Source organism: Aeromicrobium sp. UC242_57 (assembly GCF_044452305.1).
Classification (GTDB): domain Bacteria; phylum Actinomycetota; class Actinomycetes; order Propionibacteriales; family Nocardioidaceae; genus Aeromicrobium.
This window is the reverse complement of record NZ_JBIOAM010000003.1, coordinates 1,080,248-1,095,648: the sequence shown is the minus strand read 5'-3', so window position 1 is coordinate 1,095,648 and position 15,401 is coordinate 1,080,248. Positions and strand designations below refer to the sequence as shown.

General features: G+C 69.4%; 19 protein-coding genes and 8 pseudogenes. 4 read left to right on the top strand and 23 right to left on the bottom strand.

Annotation, left to right across the window (positions count from 1 at the left end; genetic code table 11):
- Window positions 1-67: 67 nt before the first annotated feature.
- The 5 genes and pseudogenes from ACHMWU_RS17060 to ACHMWU_RS17040 all read right to left on the bottom strand — a co-directional run bounded on the left by ACHMWU_RS17060 (window position 68) and on the right by ACHMWU_RS17040 (window position 4,443).
- Complete coding sequence (locus ACHMWU_RS17060) at window positions 68-235, bottom strand: hypothetical protein (RefSeq protein ID WP_396045391.1); 168 nt, start codon at window positions 233-235, stop codon at window positions 68-70.
- On the bottom strand, window positions 235-1,887 hold the full coding sequence (locus ACHMWU_RS17055; RefSeq protein ID WP_396045389.1) for a uroporphyrinogen-III synthase: 1,653 nt from the start codon (window positions 1,885-1,887) through the stop codon (window positions 235-237). Before ACHMWU_RS17055 ends, ACHMWU_RS17060 begins: the two co-directional genes overlap by 1 nt.
- Window positions 1,884-2,219, bottom strand: coding sequence for a nitrite reductase small subunit NirD (gene nirD / locus ACHMWU_RS17050; RefSeq protein WP_396045387.1), 336 nt, complete (start codon window positions 2,217-2,219; stop codon window positions 1,884-1,886). The genes ACHMWU_RS17055 and nirD overlap by 4 nt, the downstream gene beginning before the upstream one ends.
- Window positions 2,216-3,397: a hypothetical protein gene (locus ACHMWU_RS17045; protein ID WP_396045385.1), complete on the bottom strand. Its 1,182-nt coding sequence runs from the start codon at window positions 3,395-3,397 to the stop codon at window positions 2,216-2,218. The genes nirD and ACHMWU_RS17045 overlap by 4 nt, the downstream gene beginning before the upstream one ends.
- A gap of 278 nt (window positions 3,398-3,675) precedes the next feature.
- Window positions 3,676-4,443, bottom strand: a pseudogene (locus ACHMWU_RS17040) (FAD-dependent oxidoreductase).
- 48 nt (window positions 4,444-4,491) lie between these two features.
- Between ACHMWU_RS17040 and ACHMWU_RS17035 the strand changes: the two are divergent.
- The gene (locus tag ACHMWU_RS17035) at window positions 4,492-4,698 is read left to right on the top strand and encodes a hypothetical protein (RefSeq protein WP_396047018.1); all 207 of its coding nucleotides are present in this window, start codon (window positions 4,492-4,494) and stop codon (window positions 4,696-4,698) included.
- 129 nt (window positions 4,699-4,827) lie between these two features.
- Here the strand turns inward: ACHMWU_RS17035 and ACHMWU_RS17030 are convergent, their stop codons facing one another.
- From ACHMWU_RS17030 to ACHMWU_RS16945, 18 genes and pseudogenes are all read right to left on the bottom strand, one after another.
- Window positions 4,828-5,352 (bottom strand): (2Fe-2S)-binding protein, encoded by a 525-nt coding sequence (locus tag ACHMWU_RS17030; RefSeq protein ID WP_396045383.1) that lies wholly within the window; start codon window positions 5,350-5,352, stop codon window positions 4,828-4,830.
- On the bottom strand, window positions 5,346-5,675 hold the full coding sequence (locus tag ACHMWU_RS17025) for an FAD-dependent oxidoreductase (RefSeq protein ID WP_396045381.1): 330 nt from the start codon (window positions 5,673-5,675) through the stop codon (window positions 5,346-5,348). The genes ACHMWU_RS17030 and ACHMWU_RS17025 overlap by 7 nt, the downstream gene beginning before the upstream one ends.
- An 86-nt stretch (window positions 5,676-5,761) precedes the next feature.
- A pseudogene (locus tag ACHMWU_RS17020) lies at window positions 5,762-6,013 on the bottom strand (FAD-dependent oxidoreductase); the annotation flags it as partial.
- 26 nt (window positions 6,014-6,039) lie between these two features.
- Entirely contained in the window at window positions 6,040-6,171 is a 132-nt protein-coding gene (locus tag ACHMWU_RS17015) for a hypothetical protein (protein ID WP_396045379.1), read from the bottom strand.
- 121 nt (window positions 6,172-6,292) lie between these two features.
- Window positions 6,293-6,388, bottom strand: a complete 96-nt coding sequence (locus tag ACHMWU_RS17010) for a hypothetical protein (protein ID WP_396046853.1) — start codon at window positions 6,386-6,388, stop codon at window positions 6,293-6,295.
- Window positions 6,389-6,485: 97 nt separating this feature from the next.
- A pseudogene (locus tag ACHMWU_RS17005) lies at window positions 6,486-6,698 on the bottom strand (molybdopterin dinucleotide binding domain-containing protein); the annotation flags it as partial.
- A 173-nt stretch (window positions 6,699-6,871) separates the two neighbouring features.
- Window positions 6,872-7,315 carry a molybdopterin-dependent oxidoreductase gene (locus tag ACHMWU_RS17000; protein WP_396045377.1) on the bottom strand — a complete coding sequence of 148 codons (444 nt, stop codon included), beginning with the start codon at window positions 7,313-7,315 and terminating at the stop codon, window positions 6,872-6,874.
- Complete coding sequence (locus ACHMWU_RS16995) at window positions 7,312-8,232, bottom strand: molybdopterin oxidoreductase family protein (protein WP_396045375.1); 921 nt, start codon at window positions 8,230-8,232, stop codon at window positions 7,312-7,314. Before ACHMWU_RS16995 ends, ACHMWU_RS17000 begins: the two co-directional genes overlap by 4 nt.
- A 2-nt stretch (window positions 8,233-8,234) precedes the next feature.
- Window positions 8,235-8,375: a hypothetical protein gene (locus tag ACHMWU_RS16990; RefSeq protein WP_396045373.1), complete on the bottom strand. Its 141-nt coding sequence runs from the start codon at window positions 8,373-8,375 to the stop codon at window positions 8,235-8,237.
- 7 nt (window positions 8,376-8,382) lie between these two features.
- Window positions 8,383-8,727, bottom strand: coding sequence for a hypothetical protein (locus ACHMWU_RS16985; protein ID WP_396045371.1), 345 nt, complete (start codon window positions 8,725-8,727; stop codon window positions 8,383-8,385).
- Entirely contained in the window at window positions 8,682-9,308 is a 627-nt protein-coding gene (locus tag ACHMWU_RS16980) for an MFS transporter (RefSeq protein ID WP_396046851.1), read from the bottom strand. The genes ACHMWU_RS16985 and ACHMWU_RS16980 overlap by 46 nt, the downstream gene beginning before the upstream one ends.
- Before the next feature lie 144 nt (window positions 9,309-9,452).
- Window positions 9,453-9,935: a hypothetical protein gene (locus tag ACHMWU_RS16975; RefSeq protein ID WP_396045369.1), complete on the bottom strand. Its 483-nt coding sequence runs from the start codon at window positions 9,933-9,935 to the stop codon at window positions 9,453-9,455.
- Window positions 9,936-9,980: 45 nt separating this feature from the next.
- Window positions 9,981-10,280, bottom strand: coding sequence for a DUF6457 domain-containing protein (locus ACHMWU_RS16970; RefSeq protein ID WP_396045367.1), 300 nt, complete (start codon window positions 10,278-10,280; stop codon window positions 9,981-9,983).
- Window positions 10,273-10,863: a molybdenum cofactor guanylyltransferase gene (locus ACHMWU_RS16965; protein ID WP_396045365.1), complete on the bottom strand. Its 591-nt coding sequence runs from the start codon at window positions 10,861-10,863 to the stop codon at window positions 10,273-10,275. Before ACHMWU_RS16965 ends, ACHMWU_RS16970 begins: the two co-directional genes overlap by 8 nt.
- 4 nt (window positions 10,864-10,867) lie before the next feature.
- Window positions 10,868-12,540: pseudogene (locus tag ACHMWU_RS16960) on the bottom strand (ribonuclease J).
- A gap of 114 nt (window positions 12,541-12,654) precedes the next feature.
- A pseudogene (locus ACHMWU_RS16955) lies at window positions 12,655-12,783 on the bottom strand (4-hydroxy-tetrahydrodipicolinate synthase); the annotation flags it as partial.
- A 115-nt stretch (window positions 12,784-12,898) separates the two neighbouring features.
- Window positions 12,899-13,048 (bottom strand): annotated as a pseudogene (locus ACHMWU_RS16950) (dihydrodipicolinate synthase family protein); the annotation flags it as partial.
- Between the two features lie 133 nt (window positions 13,049-13,181).
- Window positions 13,182-13,391: pseudogene (locus ACHMWU_RS16945) on the bottom strand (dihydrodipicolinate synthase family protein); the annotation flags it as partial.
- Window positions 13,392-13,515: 124 nt separating this feature from the next.
- Here ACHMWU_RS16945 and ACHMWU_RS16940 point away from each other — a divergent pair.
- From ACHMWU_RS16940 to ACHMWU_RS16930, 3 genes and pseudogenes are all read left to right on the top strand, one after another.
- A pseudogene (locus ACHMWU_RS16940) lies at window positions 13,516-14,307 on the top strand (hypothetical protein).
- 21 nt (window positions 14,308-14,328) lie between these two features.
- Complete coding sequence (locus ACHMWU_RS16935; RefSeq protein ID WP_396045363.1) at window positions 14,329-14,544, top strand: amphi-Trp domain-containing protein; 216 nt, start codon at window positions 14,329-14,331, stop codon at window positions 14,542-14,544.
- Between the two features lie 58 nt (window positions 14,545-14,602).
- Entirely contained in the window at window positions 14,603-15,397 is a 795-nt protein-coding gene (locus tag ACHMWU_RS16930) for a mechanosensitive ion channel family protein (protein ID WP_396045361.1), read from the top strand.
- Window positions 15,398-15,401: the final 4 nt, after the last annotated feature.

Genomic DNA, 15,401 nt, shown 5'->3' with positions numbered 1-15,401 from the left:
CCGACATCTGCTCCGACCGCGGGCTCCGATCCGTTCACAGCGTCCATCATGGCAGTGCCGTCGACCGTCAGCGCACTGCAGCCGCAGTCCAGTGCAGCTGCCCGGCCGCCTCGGCGCAGCGGTCGAGCACGAGCGACACCATGGCCGGGTCGACGTCGGTGCCGTCGAGCAACGGTCGGGTGACCACGTCGGCACCGCATCGTGAGAGCCGGTGGTGGAAGAATCCGGGCGCCATCAGAGCCTCGCGACGGCGACCCGTCGACCCATTGCCGAGACGTCACGGACGACCTCGGCGATCGGCGTCCCGGATCCTCCGACGTGACCGACCCTGACCGGTGCCCCCCAGGCAGCACCCAGCAACCGGGCGGCGCGCTCACAGCTCTGCAGCGCCAGCACGTCGGTGGAGCCAGCCGCCCCCAGCACCACGATGTCGTCGGGCGTCACGCCGGCCTCGGCCAGACGGCGCAGCATGACCTGCGTCAACCGGTCATCAGCCCCGAGTGTCCGTGCCGCGACAACCCAGTCGCGATCGGCGGCCTGGCGCACGTCGACCCGGACGTGGAATCCGGGGGCCAGCAGCAACGGCACGATGACGGCGAGGCCGTCGACCAGGTCGACTGCGGTGTCGACCCGCGGCAGCTGCACGTCGACGAACGCCTCACGGACGTCGAGGTGCGGTGACGCGATCCGGACCGCGTCGACGAGTGCGGTGATGGCCTCCCGCGCGGCCGGCACGTCGGTTCCGTGGCTCGTCGCCACCAACGAGATCGTCATGCGTCCTCCCGCAGCGCGAGTCGGTAGCCGCGCTTGACGACGGTCTGCACGATGGGCTGTCCGACGGCCTCCCGCAGCCGGGCCACCGCGACCTCGGCTGAATGTGGATCGTCTGACTCCCCCGGCAGGACGGCCAGCAAGCTCCTCGCGCGATCGGACCGACCCCGGCTCGCGCGCCAAGGCCCGCAGGATCGACAATCCGCTGGGCGAGACCGGCAGCACCGTGTGCTCGAGCGTCGCCGCCGTGGCACGGACCCTCAGGTCGCCCGCCACGGTCGGGACACTGGCGGAGGCATCGCCGAGGTACATCACGAGTGAGCGCACCAGCGCACCGAGTCGCGCTCGTTCGGGCAGCAACGGATCGAACCCGGCGTTGCGCAAGGGATCGGCGGTGACGTGTCCGACGGCAGCCAGGGTGACCCGCCGATCCTTCTCAAGCCTGCGCAGTTCGTCGGTGACGCCGATCCGGTCGACCGTCCCGAGCCACGCGGCCGCGCCAGGTGCGGACGTGAACACGACGGCGTCGTAGGCCCCTGCTGCGGCGTCGACCACGGAGCGCTCGACGGCCGCCGGATCGGGAGGCGGGCCCCAGCGGTAGACCACGAGCCCGAACGGACGTCCACCTGCTGCGGCGAGCCGCTTCTCGAGTCCATCGTCGCCGGCGCCGTGGTGCTGCACCGCGATCGACAGCCCCCGGACACCCTCGGCGACCAAGAAGTCGGCGATCTCCGCCGAGGTCTCGGACTCGGCAACCCAGTCGGGCACCAGACCGGCCGCCTGCAACGCCCCGCGCGCCTTGGGCCCGCGCGCCACGATCCGCATCGCACCGAGTGCCTCGACGAGCTCGTGCCCCAGGCCCGCGGCTTCGGCGGTGTCGAGCCAGCCCCGAAAGCCGATGCCCGTGGTGACGACGACGACGTCCGCGCCGGTTGCGATGATCTGGCGGGTCTGGGCCAGCAGCGTGTCCTCGTCGATGTGCGACTCGACGCCCAGCGAGGCAGCCTGGGTGACGGACGCCCCCCGCCGTCCCAGCGCGAGCGACAGGTCGTCGGCGCGCCGTTGGGCCGTCACCAAGATCTGCGTGCCGGCCAGCACGGGGCCCAGCGCGGTCATGCTGCGCCGCTGCAGATCTCGACCCAGCCGTCGTTGACGCGCGTCGGCCACACTGCCAAGGCGACGTCTGGGTCGTCGAGGCACTGGCCGGTCAGCAGGTCGAAGGACTGCTTGTGCATCGGAGACGCGACGGTCGGTATGCCCTGGCGACTGCCGACCAGGCCGCGTGCCATGACGTTGGCGCGGCTGAACGGGTCGAGGTGGTCCACCGCATGGATCATCCCTGAGTCGCTGAGCCGGAAGATCGCGACCTGACGGCCCTCGACGAGCGCAGCGGCACCACGATCGGGCACCAGTGCCTCCACCGCGCAGATCCTCGTCCATCGCGTCATACCCCCACCTCCTCGTTGCGGACCGGGATGCTCGCACCCGCGATCAGCACCGCACGTTCGTCCTCGGCTGCAGGACGACGTTGACCCCGTTCCTGCACGTAGGCAAGATCTGGGTCGGGAGTCGCGGGTGCGTTGACGAACGATGCGAACTGCGAGAGCTTGCTGTCATCTGCCAGTGTGGCAGCCCACTCGTCCTCGTACGCGCCGACGTGCGCGGCCATCGCGGCGTCGAGGTCGGCGGCGATTCCCAGGCTGTCGTCGAGCACGACAGCACGGACCGCGTCGATGCCACCCTCGACCGACTCGAGCCACGGCGCCGTGCGCTGCAGCCGGTCGGCGGTACGGACGTAGTACATCAGGAACCGGTCGGTCGCCCGGACGAGCTTCGGTCGTGAGGTCCTCGGCGGAGCCGGCGCGTGCCGGGGTGTGAAGCCGCCGTTGCCGCCCACGTACATGTTCCAGCCCTTGTCGGTGGCGATGACCCCGACGTCCTTGCCGCGCGCCTCGGCGCACTCGCGCGCACAGCCCGAGACCCCGAGCTTGATCTTGTGCGGCGAACGCAGCCCGCGATAGCGCAGCTCGAGGTCGATCGCGAGCGTCGTGGAGTCCTGCACGCCGTACCGGCACCACGACTGCCCAACGCACGACTTCACGGTGCGCAGCGACTTGCCGTACGCGTGACCCGACTCGAAGCCGGCATCGACGAGCCGTTTCCAGATCTGTGGAAGCTGCTCGATGCGGGCACCGAACAGGTCGATCCGTTGTCCACCGGTGATCTTGGTGTACAACCCGTAGTCGGCGGCGACCTGACCGATCGCGATGAGGCCTTCGGGGGTCACCTCGCCGCCTGGGATGCGGGGCACCACCGAGTACGTGCCGTCCTTCTGCAAGTTGGCCATGACGTGGTCGTTGCTGTCCTGCAGCGCCGCGTTCTCGCGGTCGAGCACGTGCCCCTTGCCGAGCGACGACAGGATCGACGCTGCGACGGGTCGGCAGATGTCGCAGCCGTGCCCACTGCCGTGCAGGTCGATGAGCTCGCTGAACGTCGAGATCTCGCCGATCCGGACGATGTCGAACAGCTGGGCGCGCGTGAACGCGAAGTGCTCGCACAGGGCGTTGCTGACCTCGATGCCCGCCTCGGCCAGCTGGGTGTCGACGAGCTTCTTGACCAGTGACACGCAGGATCCGGCTCGCGTCCAGCCTTGGTGCAAGCCTTGACCCGGCCAGATCGGTGCACCCGCCGTCGGTGACGGCGCACCGCACCTGCCCGGCGGTGACGTTGTTGCACGAGCACACCGTGGCGTCGTCCGGCAGCGTGCTGCCGCTGGGAGGTTCCATGCCTTCGGGCAGCAGCCACGCGGTCGGGTCGCTGCCCAGCGCGCGACCGACCATGGGCCGCAGGTTGGTGTAGGCACTCGCGTCGCCGACCAGCATGCCGCCCAACAGCTGTTGGGCGTCATCGCTCATGACGAGCTTCTTGTAGACGCCGGCCGTCGGATCGGCGTACACCACCTCGAGACTCCCGTGTGCGGTCGCGAAGGCGTCGCCGAAGCTGGCGACGTCGACGCCCAGGCTCCAGCTTCGTCGACAGGTCGGCGCCCTCGAACACGGCCTCTCCCCCGAGCAGCCGGTCGGCGACCACCTCGGCCATCGTGTACCCGGGGCCGACCAGGCCCCAGACCCGGCCCGCGATGTGAGCGACCTCGCCGATCGCGTAGATCGACTCGTCGCTGGTGAGGCAACCGGGGTCGGCGACGACCCCGCCGCGTTCGGCCACCTCCAGCCCGACCGTCCGGGCCAGCCGTCGCGTGGCCGGACGCCGGTCGCGAACACCACGACGTCGGCATCGATCCGCTCACCATCGGCGAACTGCATGCGTGCGACCTTGCCGTCGCGGCCCGGCTTGAGCTTCCGAGGTCGCGGTCGACGTCCGCACCGAGACGCCGAGCTTCTCGATGATCCGTTGCAGGGCGGCCCCGCCGGCGCGGTCGACCTGCAGCGGCATGAGCCACTCAGCGAACTCGACGACCGTGGTGTCGGCGCCCAACGCCGTCAGCGCCCCGGCCGCTTCGAGCCCGAGCAGTCCCCCACCGACGACCGCACCCCTGACCCTGCGACCCAGGACCGCCTCGCGGTCGAGCACCCACTGGCGCAGCTCGGCGACGTCGTCGACCGTCCGGTACACGAAGCAGCCCGGCAGGTCGGAGCCGGCGACCGGCGGCACGGTCGCGTACGACCCCGTAGCCAGGACGAGCTGTCGTACTCGAACGTCGTGCCACGAGCATGGATCCGCCGGGTGTCGCGGTCGACCTGGGTCACGATCGAGCCGCGGTACAGCCGCACGCCAGGCCGCTTCCACAACGAGCCGTCTCCCAGCAGCAGGTCTTCGGGATTGCGGTCGGAGAAGAACGAGGTCAGCGCCACGCGGTCGTACGGAGGACGGGTCTCGTCGCCGAACACCTCGATGTCCCACGTCTGATCTGCACCCCGTTCGACGAGGGCTTCCACGAGACGGTGGGCCACCATCCCGGCACCGACTACAGCGAGCTTCTTCTTCGTCATGTCGTGAACACTAGGAAGGCCAGGTTTCGTCGCCACCGACTTCCTGTTACCTCGATGGAACAGTTGTCTCACGGTCGCCGTCACCGGGTTGTGAGACCGGTGGCGGATCGCTGACCTGCAGCCAGTCGACGATGCCGCAGACGAGCTGGGTGCACCCGCCGCACCCGGTCGTCGCCAGGGTCGTCTCGGCCAGCGCCTCCACCGTGGTAGCTTCCCCGTCCCACGCGTGCACGAGATCGCCCTTGGTCACTCCGTTGCATCGGCAGACCGTCGTCGCTGCGGGCATCGCAGTCGGCGAGGGACTCTCAGCCGCACCGGCACCAGACGCCCCCATCAGCAGGTGCAAGGGATCGGCCGGCAGCATCCCGGGACGGTCGAACTGCGTCGACAGGTGGGCGGCGAGCTCGGGGGCGCCGACGCACGTCACGCCGACCAAGGTGTCACCGCGAGCCACGAGCTCGACGTGACGGCGTTCGCGGCGGTCCGACAACGACACGACCCGGTCGCCCGGGTGGGCTGTCGAGCCGCGGACGCCCATCGTCACGACGTTCATCCCGACCGCCTTCAGCACGCATCGCCGAGCCGGCGATCGGCGGGAGCCTCGAGCTCGCTTCCGGATGCAACGCTCCGGGCCAGTGCCCGTGCCTGTGCCCAGCCGGGAGCGACGAGACCGCTGACGCCTGCCGGGGTCTCGGCGCAGTCACCGATCGCGCAGACGGCAGGGTCGGCGGGTGTGCGGAGATCGTGACCCACGACGATGCCGACGTTGGTCTCGAGCCCCGCCTCCGCCGCCAGCGCAGTGTCGGGGGACGATCCACACGCCAGCACGACGATCTCGGCCGGGAACGATCGCCCGTCCCGCAGCTGGACGGCATCGACGCGGCCGTCGCGCACGCCGACCGAGGCGATCTGGGCGTCCCGATGACGTCGATGCCGAGCCGGACGGCCTGGTCCCGGACGACGGCCGCGACCTCCGGGTCGAGATCGCGGTTGAGCAGGTCGGACGTTGCCACGAGGGTCACCGCGACGCCCCGGTGCCGCAGCGCGCAGGCTGCTTCGAGGCCCAGCGGTCCGGCGCCGATCACGACGGCCCGTGAGGCATTCAGCGCTGCAGCCGTGATGTCGCGCGCGTCGTCGATGCGACGGACCACGTGCGCGCCGCGTGGCAGCCCGTCCCGCAGGCCCGGCACTAAGATGACCCGTGCCTGGGCACCCGTCGCGAGCACCAGCACGTCGTAGTCGAAGTCGCCGTCGGCCGTCACGACGGTGCGCCGGTGGCGGTCGATCTCGAGAAGCGCGCCCCCGCGCGGACGCGCACCCGGCCCTGGTCGGGCGTCGGCAGGGTGAGTCCCGCCAAGTCGATGCGACCGGCGATGAGCTCAGTCAGCATGACGCGGTTGTACGGCTCGTACGACTCGTCGCCGAGCACGTCGATCTCGATGTGTGGGGCCAGCCGACCCAGCCGTCGGCGAAGCGGTTGCCGACCATCCCGGCACCGATCACGACGACCTTCATGCCACGGACCTGCCGATCGTGACGGCACACACCTTGAACTCCGGCATGCCCGAGATCGGGTCGGTCGCCGCATTCGTGACCGCGTTGACCATGCCCTCGTCGGCGAAGTGGAACGGGACGAAACACCGTGTCGGGCCGGATGTCAGCGCTGATGCGGGCCTGCGCGGTCATCGAGCCGCGCCGGGACGTGATCGTGATGTCCTCGACACCTTCTACCCCGATCCGTCCGGCGAGCACGGGATGGATCTCGACGTAGGCGCGCGACATCGAGTCGTTGAGCTTGCCGACCCGCCTCGTCTGGGCGCCCGACTGGTAGTGCTGCAGCACCCGGCCCGTCACGAGCCACACGGGCGCGTCAGCCCGCAACGGCTCGTCCGGGCCGATCTCACGCACGGCGATCATCCGGGCTCGGCCGTTCGGCGTCGCGAACGTGTCGGCGAACAACCGCGGCGTGCCCGGATGATCCTCGGTCGGGCATGGCCAGTACAGCGCCTCGCCGGCATCCAACCGGTCGTACGAGATGCCGGCATAGTCCGCTCGTCCGCCCGCACTGGCTCGGCGCAGCGTCGTAGACCTCACGGGGCTCGGTCGACCACGCGCCGGGCGCGTCGAGGCGCGCGGCCAGCCCGGCGAAGATCTCCAGCTCCCGAGCGCACACCCGGCGGTGGCTGGGCGGCCCTGCGGCGCCGCAGCACCCGGCCCTCCAGCCCCGTCATGGTTCCCTCTTCCTCGGCCCACTGCGTCACCGGGAGGATGTAGTCGGCCAGCATCGCCGTCTCTGACGGGACGAAGTCGCACACCACGAGCAGGTCGAGAGCCTCCACCCGCTCACGCACCCGGCGGGCGTCCGGGCGGCTGACCACGATGTTGCTGCCGTGCACGAACAGGGCACGAGGACCGTCCGGCTCCCCCAGGCTCGCCAGCAGCTCAACTGCCGGGACTCCAGGGCCGGGGATGATGTCCGGGTCGACACCCCACACCGCGGCGACGTGCTCGCGGGCCGCCGGGTCGGTGATCATCCGGTAGCCCGGCAGCTGATCGGCCTTTTCGACCGTGCTCGCGTCCGCCCTGACCGTTGCCCTGACCTGTGATCGCGCCGTAGCCGCCGCGCGCGGCCCCGACGAGTCCCAGCGCGAGAGCCAGATTGATCACCGCGGTGACGGTGTCGGTGCCGTCGGCATGCTGCTCGGATCCTCGACCCGTGAGCAGGAAGGCGCCGCGACCACCGCGATGTGGGCTGGCGTCGGCCAGGATGCGCGCGATCCGGCGCAGCTGGGTCTCGGGCACGCCTGTCGTGGCGGCGACCCGTTCGGGCCACCACTGCGCCACGCTGCGTCGAACCTCGTCGAGACCGTCGACCCGGGCCGCAAGATAGTCGACGTCGGCCAGCCCCTCGGGCAAGAACGATGTGCAACAGCCCGAGCGCGAGCACCAGATCGGTGCCGGGGACGAGCGGCAGGTGCTCTCCGGCGCCGTCATCGGTCAGCCTGGCCGTCGCGCTGCGCCGAGGGTCGACGACGAGCAGTCCGCCGCGATCTCGCACCGACCCAAGGTGCTGCACCGCCGGCGGCATCGTGTCGGCCAGGTTGCTGCCGAACAGCATCACGACGTCACCGTCAGCCAGATCGGTCAGCGGGAACGGCAGCCCCCGGTCGACCCCGAGCGATCGGTTGCTGGCGGCGGCAGCCGACGACATGCAGAAGCGTCCGTTGTAGTCGATGTTGCGGGTGCGCAGCGCGAGCCGGGCGAACTTGCCCAGCTGATAGGCCTTCTCGTTCGTCAGCCCTCCCCCGCCGAAGACCGCGATGGTGTCGGGTCCGTGCTCGGCCGATAATGCCGTGACGCGCGCCGCGATGTCGTCGAGCGCCTCGTCCCACGAGACCTCCTCGAACCCGGACGTCCCTCTGCGCAGCGGTGTCGTGATCCGGTCGGCCACCCTCAGCAGCCGGCGCTGGTCCAGCCCTTCTGGCACATGCCGCCGACGTTGGTCGGGAACTGTCGCGGCTGAGCGCCGAGCGGCTCGCCGACCAGGCGCTGAGCACACTGCAGCGCACAGTAGGGGCAGTGCGTGTCGGTCATGAGGTGCTCACACGCCGGCCCGGGCCATGACCGACCTCGGTCGCAGGTAGAACAGCCAGGTCACAGCCAGGCAGACGCCGTAGAAGGCCGTGAACACCCAGAACGCGCTCTTGACCGCGTCCACCGGATCGGCGATCCATGGCGCGCTGAACGTGATCGGGATGAGGAAACCACCGAGGGCGCCGACGGCTCCGGCGATCCCGATGACCGCCGACGCCTCCTTCGGCGACCGCTGCTCTGCGGCCAGCCGAGCCGGGCTTCCGTCGGCGCCGACCTGCTGGGCGTACGTCCGTTGGATCAGCGGGATCATCCGGTAGGTCGAGCCGTTGCCGATCCCCGTTGCGGCGAACACGACCAGGAAGGCACCGAGGAACCACGGAAAGATCTCCGCGTTGTGGTCGACTGCGGCGCGGACCGCCTCGGAGTACGTGAACGTGGCGGGCTCCAGGGAGCCAGCCGGCTTCGGCACGGACTCGGCTGAGCCAGCGACAGCATCACCAGGCCGGTGCCGACGATCATGCCGACGAACGCGAACAACGTGACACGTGCGCCGCCGAACCGGTCGGCGAGCCAACCGCCGAAGGGTCGGGTCAGCGAGCCGACCAGCGCTCCGAGGAAGCCGTAGAAGGCGAAGTTGATGCCGATGCCGGGGATCGACGGGACGGGCTGGTTGAAGAAGTTGATCTTGATCAACAAGGGCATGGCCGCGGAGTAGCCGATGAACGAGCCGAACGTGCCGATGTACAGCAGCGACATGACCCAGGTGTGCTTGTACTGACGACGGCCAGCTGCTCGCGTGGCCGGGAGTAGGCCGCGGCCAGGTTGTTCATGAAGAAGTACGCCGTCAGCGCCGCCACGACGGCCAGCGCGGCGTACAGGTAGCCGACCCGTTCGAGCACGATCCCGCTCTGGCTGGCCTTCACCAGGCCAAATGCCCCCGCACCGCCCACGATGATGGGAAGGAAGAACTGGATCACCGCAACGCCCAGGTTGCCGCCGGCCGCGTTCAGTCCGAGCGCGGTGCCCTTGAGACGGGCCGGGTAGAAGAAGTTGATGCTCGCCATGGACGAGGCGAAGTTACCGCCGCCGACTCCGGCGGTCGCTGCGATGACGATGAAGACCCAGTACGGCGTGTCGGGGCGCTGCACGAACCACGCGAACAGCAGGGTCGGGACGAGCAGCATCAACGCACTGAACACCGCCCCAGTTGCGGCCGCCGAACTTCGGCACCGCGAAGGTGTATGGCAGCCGCAGCAGCGAGCCGACCAGGTTCGGCACCGCGACCAGCCAGAACAGCTCCTGTGCTGTGAAGGCGAAACCGGCCTTCGCGAGCAGCCCCGCAGCCGCGCTCCACATCAGCCACACCGAGAAGCCGAGGTGCTCGCCGAAGATCGACCAGATCAGGTTGCGGCGCGCCACCTGACGGCCGCCACCTTCCCACTGGGCCGGATCTTCCGGATCCCACTCGTCGATCCACCGGCCGGTGCGTCGGCGGGGCTGACGGGGCTCATGGATGTGCGCCGACTCGTGGTCGGTCGGGCTGGTCACGACGCTGGTCATGACCACAACCTAGGAAGGCCGTGTTTCGCCGGGAGGTGTCATCAGTCAGCAGCGCGTAACACTTCGCGCACGGCACCACTGGGGCAACTGTGAGAACTTACTCGCCGTCCCAGCGGTCGAGCGCGTCCTTGACGGTCTCCAGCACCTCGGCGACCTTGGCGGGATCGCCTCCAGCCTGCCCGAGCGCCACCCCGACCAGAACGTCGTCAGCGGTGCCGCCGGCCGGATGACGCCGTGCGCCGCGTCTGCCGCGACCTTGAGCACGACGTCGACGTCGAGGATCTGCTCGATCCCGAGATCGGTGGCCAGGCCGGCGGCCCAACGGGTCAGGACGTCGTCATCCATGTGGCTGCTCCTTCGTCGATGTGGTGAGCCGGTGCAGGTCGTCAGGTGTGTCGACGTCGGACAGGACGTCGTCTGGCAGGGTCAGCTCGGCCAGGTCGAGACCGCCGACGAGTCGGTGCACTGCGAGGCCGGTGAGTGGTGCGTGGGCGTCGACGGCAGCGAGCAGCGACGCCGTCCGGTACACCGCCAACAGGGGCTGGAGCCAGCCGTTGCCCTGACGTGCCACGACCCCGTCCGCGGCGGTCAGAGCCGCAGCCAGCAGCGCCGGGATCGCATCTGCTGCCCGCGGGACGTCGGCGGCGATCACCGCCACGAGCTGCCGCCGGATCGGCCAGCGCGTCCATCCCTGCGCCGATGGCGGCCGCCGGCCCACCGAACTCCGGGTGCTCCGAGTGACCTGCGCCCCGGCAGGAGTACCGGCCAGGCCGTCAGGTCCGACCACCACGAGCGACCGCGCGGCGGCGACCGCATCGCAGGCGTGGGCCAGCAGCGGCCGCCCCTGCAGGAGGACGCCGATCTTGTCGACATCGCCCATCCGGCGCGACCGACCACCAGCCAGCACGATCGCGTCGAACGCGATCATGACATCAGGCCTGGACGACGACCGGCAGGATCATCGGCCGGCGACGCAGGCGACGTCGACGAACGAGCCGAGGACCCGGCGGATGACCTGCTGCGGCTGCCCGGTGTCAACGGGTGCCGTCGCTGATCGCCTCTTCGAGAGCGGCCACGATCTTGGGCAGGATCTCGTCGAATGCCGAGTCGTCCTCGGCGATGCCACGAGCGTGGATATCGGGCCCCACAGGATCTCTGCCGGTGGCCGAGCTCGCACCACGACGACGACCGAGACGAAGCCCTCTTCGCCGAGGACCCGACGGTCCTCGGCTCGGAGTCGGTCAGGTCGCCGACCGAGGAGCCGTCGACGTACACGTAGCCGCAGTCGACGGCGCCCGTGATCGAGGCGTGGCCGTCGACCAGGTCGATGACGCAGCCGTCCTCGGCGAGCAGGACGTTCGGCACGCCCGTCGCCGTGGCGAGCTTGGCATTGGCGTGCAGGTGACGGATCTCGCCGTGCACCGGCAGCACGTTGCTCGGGCTTGACGATGTTGTAGCAGTAGAGCAGCTCGCCGGCCGAGGCGTGACCCGACACGTGCACCAGAGCATTGCCCTTGTGGACGACATTGGCGCCGAGCTTGGTCAGGCCGTCGATGACCTTGTAGATCGCGTTCTCGTTGCCCGGGATGAGCGACGAGGCCATCAGCACCGTGTCACCCGGCTCGAGGCTGACCTGCTGGTGGCTGTTGTTGGCCATCCGCGACAGCGCGGCCATGGGCTCGCCCTGCGAGCCGGTCGACATCAGGACCATCTTGTGCCGGCGGGGCAGCATCGATCTTGTCGACGACGACACCGTCGGGGACATTGAGGTAGCCCAGCCCGCCGAGCGATCTGCATGTTGCGGACCATCGAGCGTCCGACGTACGCGACCTTGCGGCCGTGCTTGTGGGCGGCGTCGATGACCTGCTGCACCCGGTGGATGTGCGAGGCGAACGAGGCGACGATGATGCGCTTTTGGCTCGTCGCGAACACCGCGTCGATCGCCGGCGTGATGTTGCGCTCGGACGTCGTGAAGCCGGGGACCTCGGCGTTGGTCGAGTCGGTCAGGAACAGGTCGACGCCCTCTTCACCAAGGCGGCGAAGGCCCGCAGGTCGGTGATGCGGCCGTCGAGCGGCAGGGTTCATCTTGAAGTCGCCGGTGTGCAGCGCGACGCCGGCCGGGGTCTTGATCGCGACGGCCAAGGCGTCAGGGATCGAGTGGTTGACGGCGACGAACTCGCACTCGAACGGTCCGAACGTCGCGATCTCGCCCTCGGTGACGACGTACTTGGGCGCGTCCTTGAGCCGGTGCTCCTTGCAGCTTCGGGTCGAGGAAGGCCAATGTCAGCTGGAGCCGATGACCGGGATGTTGCCGCGCTCGCGCAACAGGTACGGGACACCGCCGATGTGGTCTTCGTGGCCGTGCGTCAGGACGATGCCGACGACGTCCTTGAGCCGATCACGGATCGGACCGAAGTCGGGCAGGATCAGGTCGACGCCCGGCTGGGGTCTCTTCGGGGAACAGCACACCGCAGTCGACGATCAACAGCTTTCCGCCGTACTCGAAGACGGTCATGTTGCGACCGACCTCGCCGAGTCCTCCCAACGGGATGACGCGCAGGGCGCCTTCGGGCAGTGCCGGCGGAGCGTCCAGCTCCAGGTGCATGTGGCTCATGTAGGCCTGCTTTTCGAGAAGGCCTGATGCCACGAGTCCGGCGCGAACGATCGCAACCTCGTCATCCGTGGCTTCAGGCAGAGGCGAACGCATGGTGCGATGCTCGATGACTCCCAGCAGCTGCAGAGCCGCCTTCGCCGTGATCGCGCCTTGCGTGTGATTCATCAATGCCGAGACGGCAGGAAGTAGCTGGTCGTTGATCGCGCGCGCAGCCGACAGGTCGCCGGCGTCCATCGCGACGACCATGTCGGCGTACTGGCGTGCTGCCACGTGGGCGACGACGCTGCACGATGCCGCTGGCGCCCTGGGCCAACCAGGGAAGGTTGACCGGGTCGTCACCGGAGTAGATCTTGATGCCGGTCTCGCGCATCAGCCAGGCACCCCGGTTGAGGTCGCCGACGGCGTCCTTGACCGCGGTGATCAGCGGGTTCTTGACAAGTTCTGCATAGGACTCGGGTGCGATGGCCACACCTGCGCGTCCGGGAATGTCGTACAGCATGACGGGGTGCCGTCACCGGCTCGCGCGACCTCGTTGAAGTGCGCGACGATGCCCGACTGCGGCGGCTTGCTGAGTACGGCGTCACGATCAGGAGTCCGTGAGCGCCAGCCTTGTTGGCCTGCTGGGCGAGCTCGACCGAGTGACGGGTGTCGTTGGTGCCGACACCTGCCACGATCGTGGCCCGGTCGCCGACCGCCTCGAGCACGGCCGCCAAGAGGCGTCCGTCTTCTGCGCCGGTGGTCGTGGGCGACTCGCCAGTCGTGCCGCTGACGACGAGTCCGTCATTGCCCTGATCGACCAGATAAGGACGCCACCTTCTGGGCCGCGTCGAGATCGAGTTCACCGGATGTGGTGAACGGCGTGACCATGGCGGTCAGCACACGCCCGAAGGGCGCTGCCTCGGTTGCAAGCGGCGACGTCATAACCCGAGGCTACCGCCTGAGCGACTGTCGGCGACGACCGGCAGGATGGTCCGCGTGAGTGAAGACATCTACGACATCGACACCGCATCGGTCCCGCGCGGCGACGGCACCCGTGACCTGACCCTGACCGACCGGTGGAACACCCCGCTCGGCAAAGCCCAACGGCGGTTACATCCTGGCTGCGATGCTGCGCGGTCTCGGCGACGAGATGGGCGCCGGCGACCCCATGGTCGCGGCAGTCAGCGACCTCTCGCCTCACCCGAGACGGGAGCCGCCGAGCTGCGCACGTCGGCGCTGCGCATGGGTCGCCGGGTGACACCGGCACCGCTTCACTGTGGGAAGGCGACCGGCACGTCGCCAGATGACGGCGAGCTTCGGCGACCGGTCCGGGGGGTCACCCGCGCTCGGCACTCCCCCCAGGCCGAGCCGCCGGCGGAGTGTCTCGACCCGCGCGGCAACGGCCTGCCTGAAGGCGGACTGTTCGATCGGGTCGACTACCGCATCGACCAGGTACCGGCCGTCGTGTTCCAGCAGTGGACCGACGACGCGACATTGACGGTGTGGCAGCGGCTGCGCGACGGCCGCGAGATCGACTTCCCAGCACTGGCCTTCCTGTGCGACTCGTTCATGCCACCAGTCACGCAGCTTCGGTCCCGACTTCCAGTCCATGACGGTGCCGCTCACGGTCCATCTGTCGCCGTCTGCCGGTGCCCGGCTGGATCGCCACCAAGCTGACGACCCGGCACGTCGTAACGGCTTCCACGAAGAGGACTGCGACTCTGGGACGAGGATGGCAACCTGGTGGCTCAGAGCCGCCAACTCGGTATCCTGCTCTGACCCCACCTGAGGAGCACCCCCATGGACCTGTTCGAGATCGACAACACCACGACCGTGTCCCGCGAGGAGGCCGCAGCCGAGCTGCACGCGCTGGCCGATGCGCTGGCGCGTCACAACTCGGTCGAGTTCGAGCGCGACGGCCGCCGCATCACGGTCAGCATCCCCGATCAGGTGCAGCTGGAGATCGAGGTCGAGCTCGGCGAGGAGAACGAGCTGGAGATCGAGCTCACCTGGTGATCTGACCTCGGCGCTGCACGACTCGCGCGTGCCGGGTCGGTGTTGCCACGATGGGACGATGAGCCCCTCCTGGACAGACTTCTGCACGACGCTCGGCATCGCGCTCCTGGTCGCGGCGCTGGTCGCTGTGGCCACGGCGGTGGCCGTCCGGGTGCTGGCCCGACGCTCACCTGTCGCCCAGCACCTGAGCCGCACCGCAGCGATCCCCTTCCGGATCCTGCTGGTCGTCATCGCCTGCGGTGTGGCCATCGGTCGAGATGCACCGTGGTCGGGGCGCGAGGACCTCGGCCAGGCCATCCAGCTGGCCGTCCGCATCGGGATCATCGTCTCGGCGTCGTGGCTCGTCGCCGCGCTCGTTGCTGTCGCTGGAAGGCTGAGCCTGCGGCGGTACCGCGTCGACGTCCCCGACAACCGGGTCGCCAGGCGCGCCCGGACCCAGGTGCTGGTCATCCGTCGGCTGACCCTCATGGTCATCGTGGTCCTGGCCGCCGGTGCGGTGCTGCTGAGCTTTCCGGGCGCGAGCGCCGTCGGCACGAGCGTCCTGGCGTCTGCCGGAGTCATCAGCATCGTCGCCGCGCTCGCCGCCCAGTCGACGCTCGGCAACGTCATCGCAGGGATCCAGATCGCGTTCAGCGACTCGATCCGCTTCGACGACGCCGTCATCGTCGAGGACGAATGGGGCTGGGTCGAGGAGATCACGCTGTCGTACGTCGTGGTGCGGCTGTGGGACGACCGACGCATGGTGCTGCCGTCGACGTACTTCACGACGACCCCGTTCCAGAACTGGACTCGCAATCATTCCGGAGCTGCTCGGATCGGTCGACTTCGACCTCGACTGGCGGGTCAGCCCTGACGGC

Coding starts and splice junctions, on each gene's coding strand:
- ACHMWU_RS16970 (WP_396045367.1), bottom strand. CDS start 10,280: ATGGATGACGACGTCCTGACCCGTTGGGCCGCCGGCCTGGCCACCGAT.
- nirD (WP_396045387.1), bottom strand. CDS start 2,219: ATGACGCGATGGACGAGGATCTGCGCGGTGGAGGCACTGGTGCCCGAT.
- ACHMWU_RS17060 (WP_396045391.1), bottom strand. CDS start 235: ATGGCGCCCGGATTCTTCCACCACCGGCTCTCACGATGCGGTGCCGAC.
- ACHMWU_RS17010 (WP_396046853.1), bottom strand. CDS start 6,388: ATGGTCAACGCGGTCACGAATGCGGCGACCGACCCGATCTCGGGCATG.
- ACHMWU_RS16930 (WP_396045361.1), top strand. CDS start 14,603: ATGAGCCCCTCCTGGACAGACTTCTGCACGACGCTCGGCATCGCGCTC.
- ACHMWU_RS17015 (WP_396045379.1), bottom strand. CDS start 6,171: ATGCTGACTGAGCTCATCGCCGGTCGCATCGACTTGGCGGGACTCACC.
- ACHMWU_RS16990 (WP_396045373.1), bottom strand. CDS start 8,375: ATGACCGACACGCACTGCCCCTACTGTGCGCTGCAGTGTGCTCAGCGC.
- ACHMWU_RS16965 (WP_396045365.1), bottom strand. CDS start 10,863: ATGATCGCGTTCGACGCGATCGTGCTGGCTGGTGGTCGGTCGCGCCGG.
- ACHMWU_RS17055 (WP_396045389.1), bottom strand. CDS start 1,887: ATGACCGCGCTGGGCCCCGTGCTGGCCGGCACGCAGATCTTGGTGACG.
- ACHMWU_RS16935 (WP_396045363.1), top strand. CDS start 14,329: ATGGACCTGTTCGAGATCGACAACACCACGACCGTGTCCCGCGAGGAG.
- ACHMWU_RS16975 (WP_396045369.1), bottom strand. CDS start 9,935: ATGACCAGCGTCGTGACCAGCCCGACCGACCACGAGTCGGCGCACATC.
- ACHMWU_RS17000 (WP_396045377.1), bottom strand. CDS start 7,315: ATGATCACCGACCCGGCGGCCCGCGAGCACGTCGCCGCGGTGTGGGGT.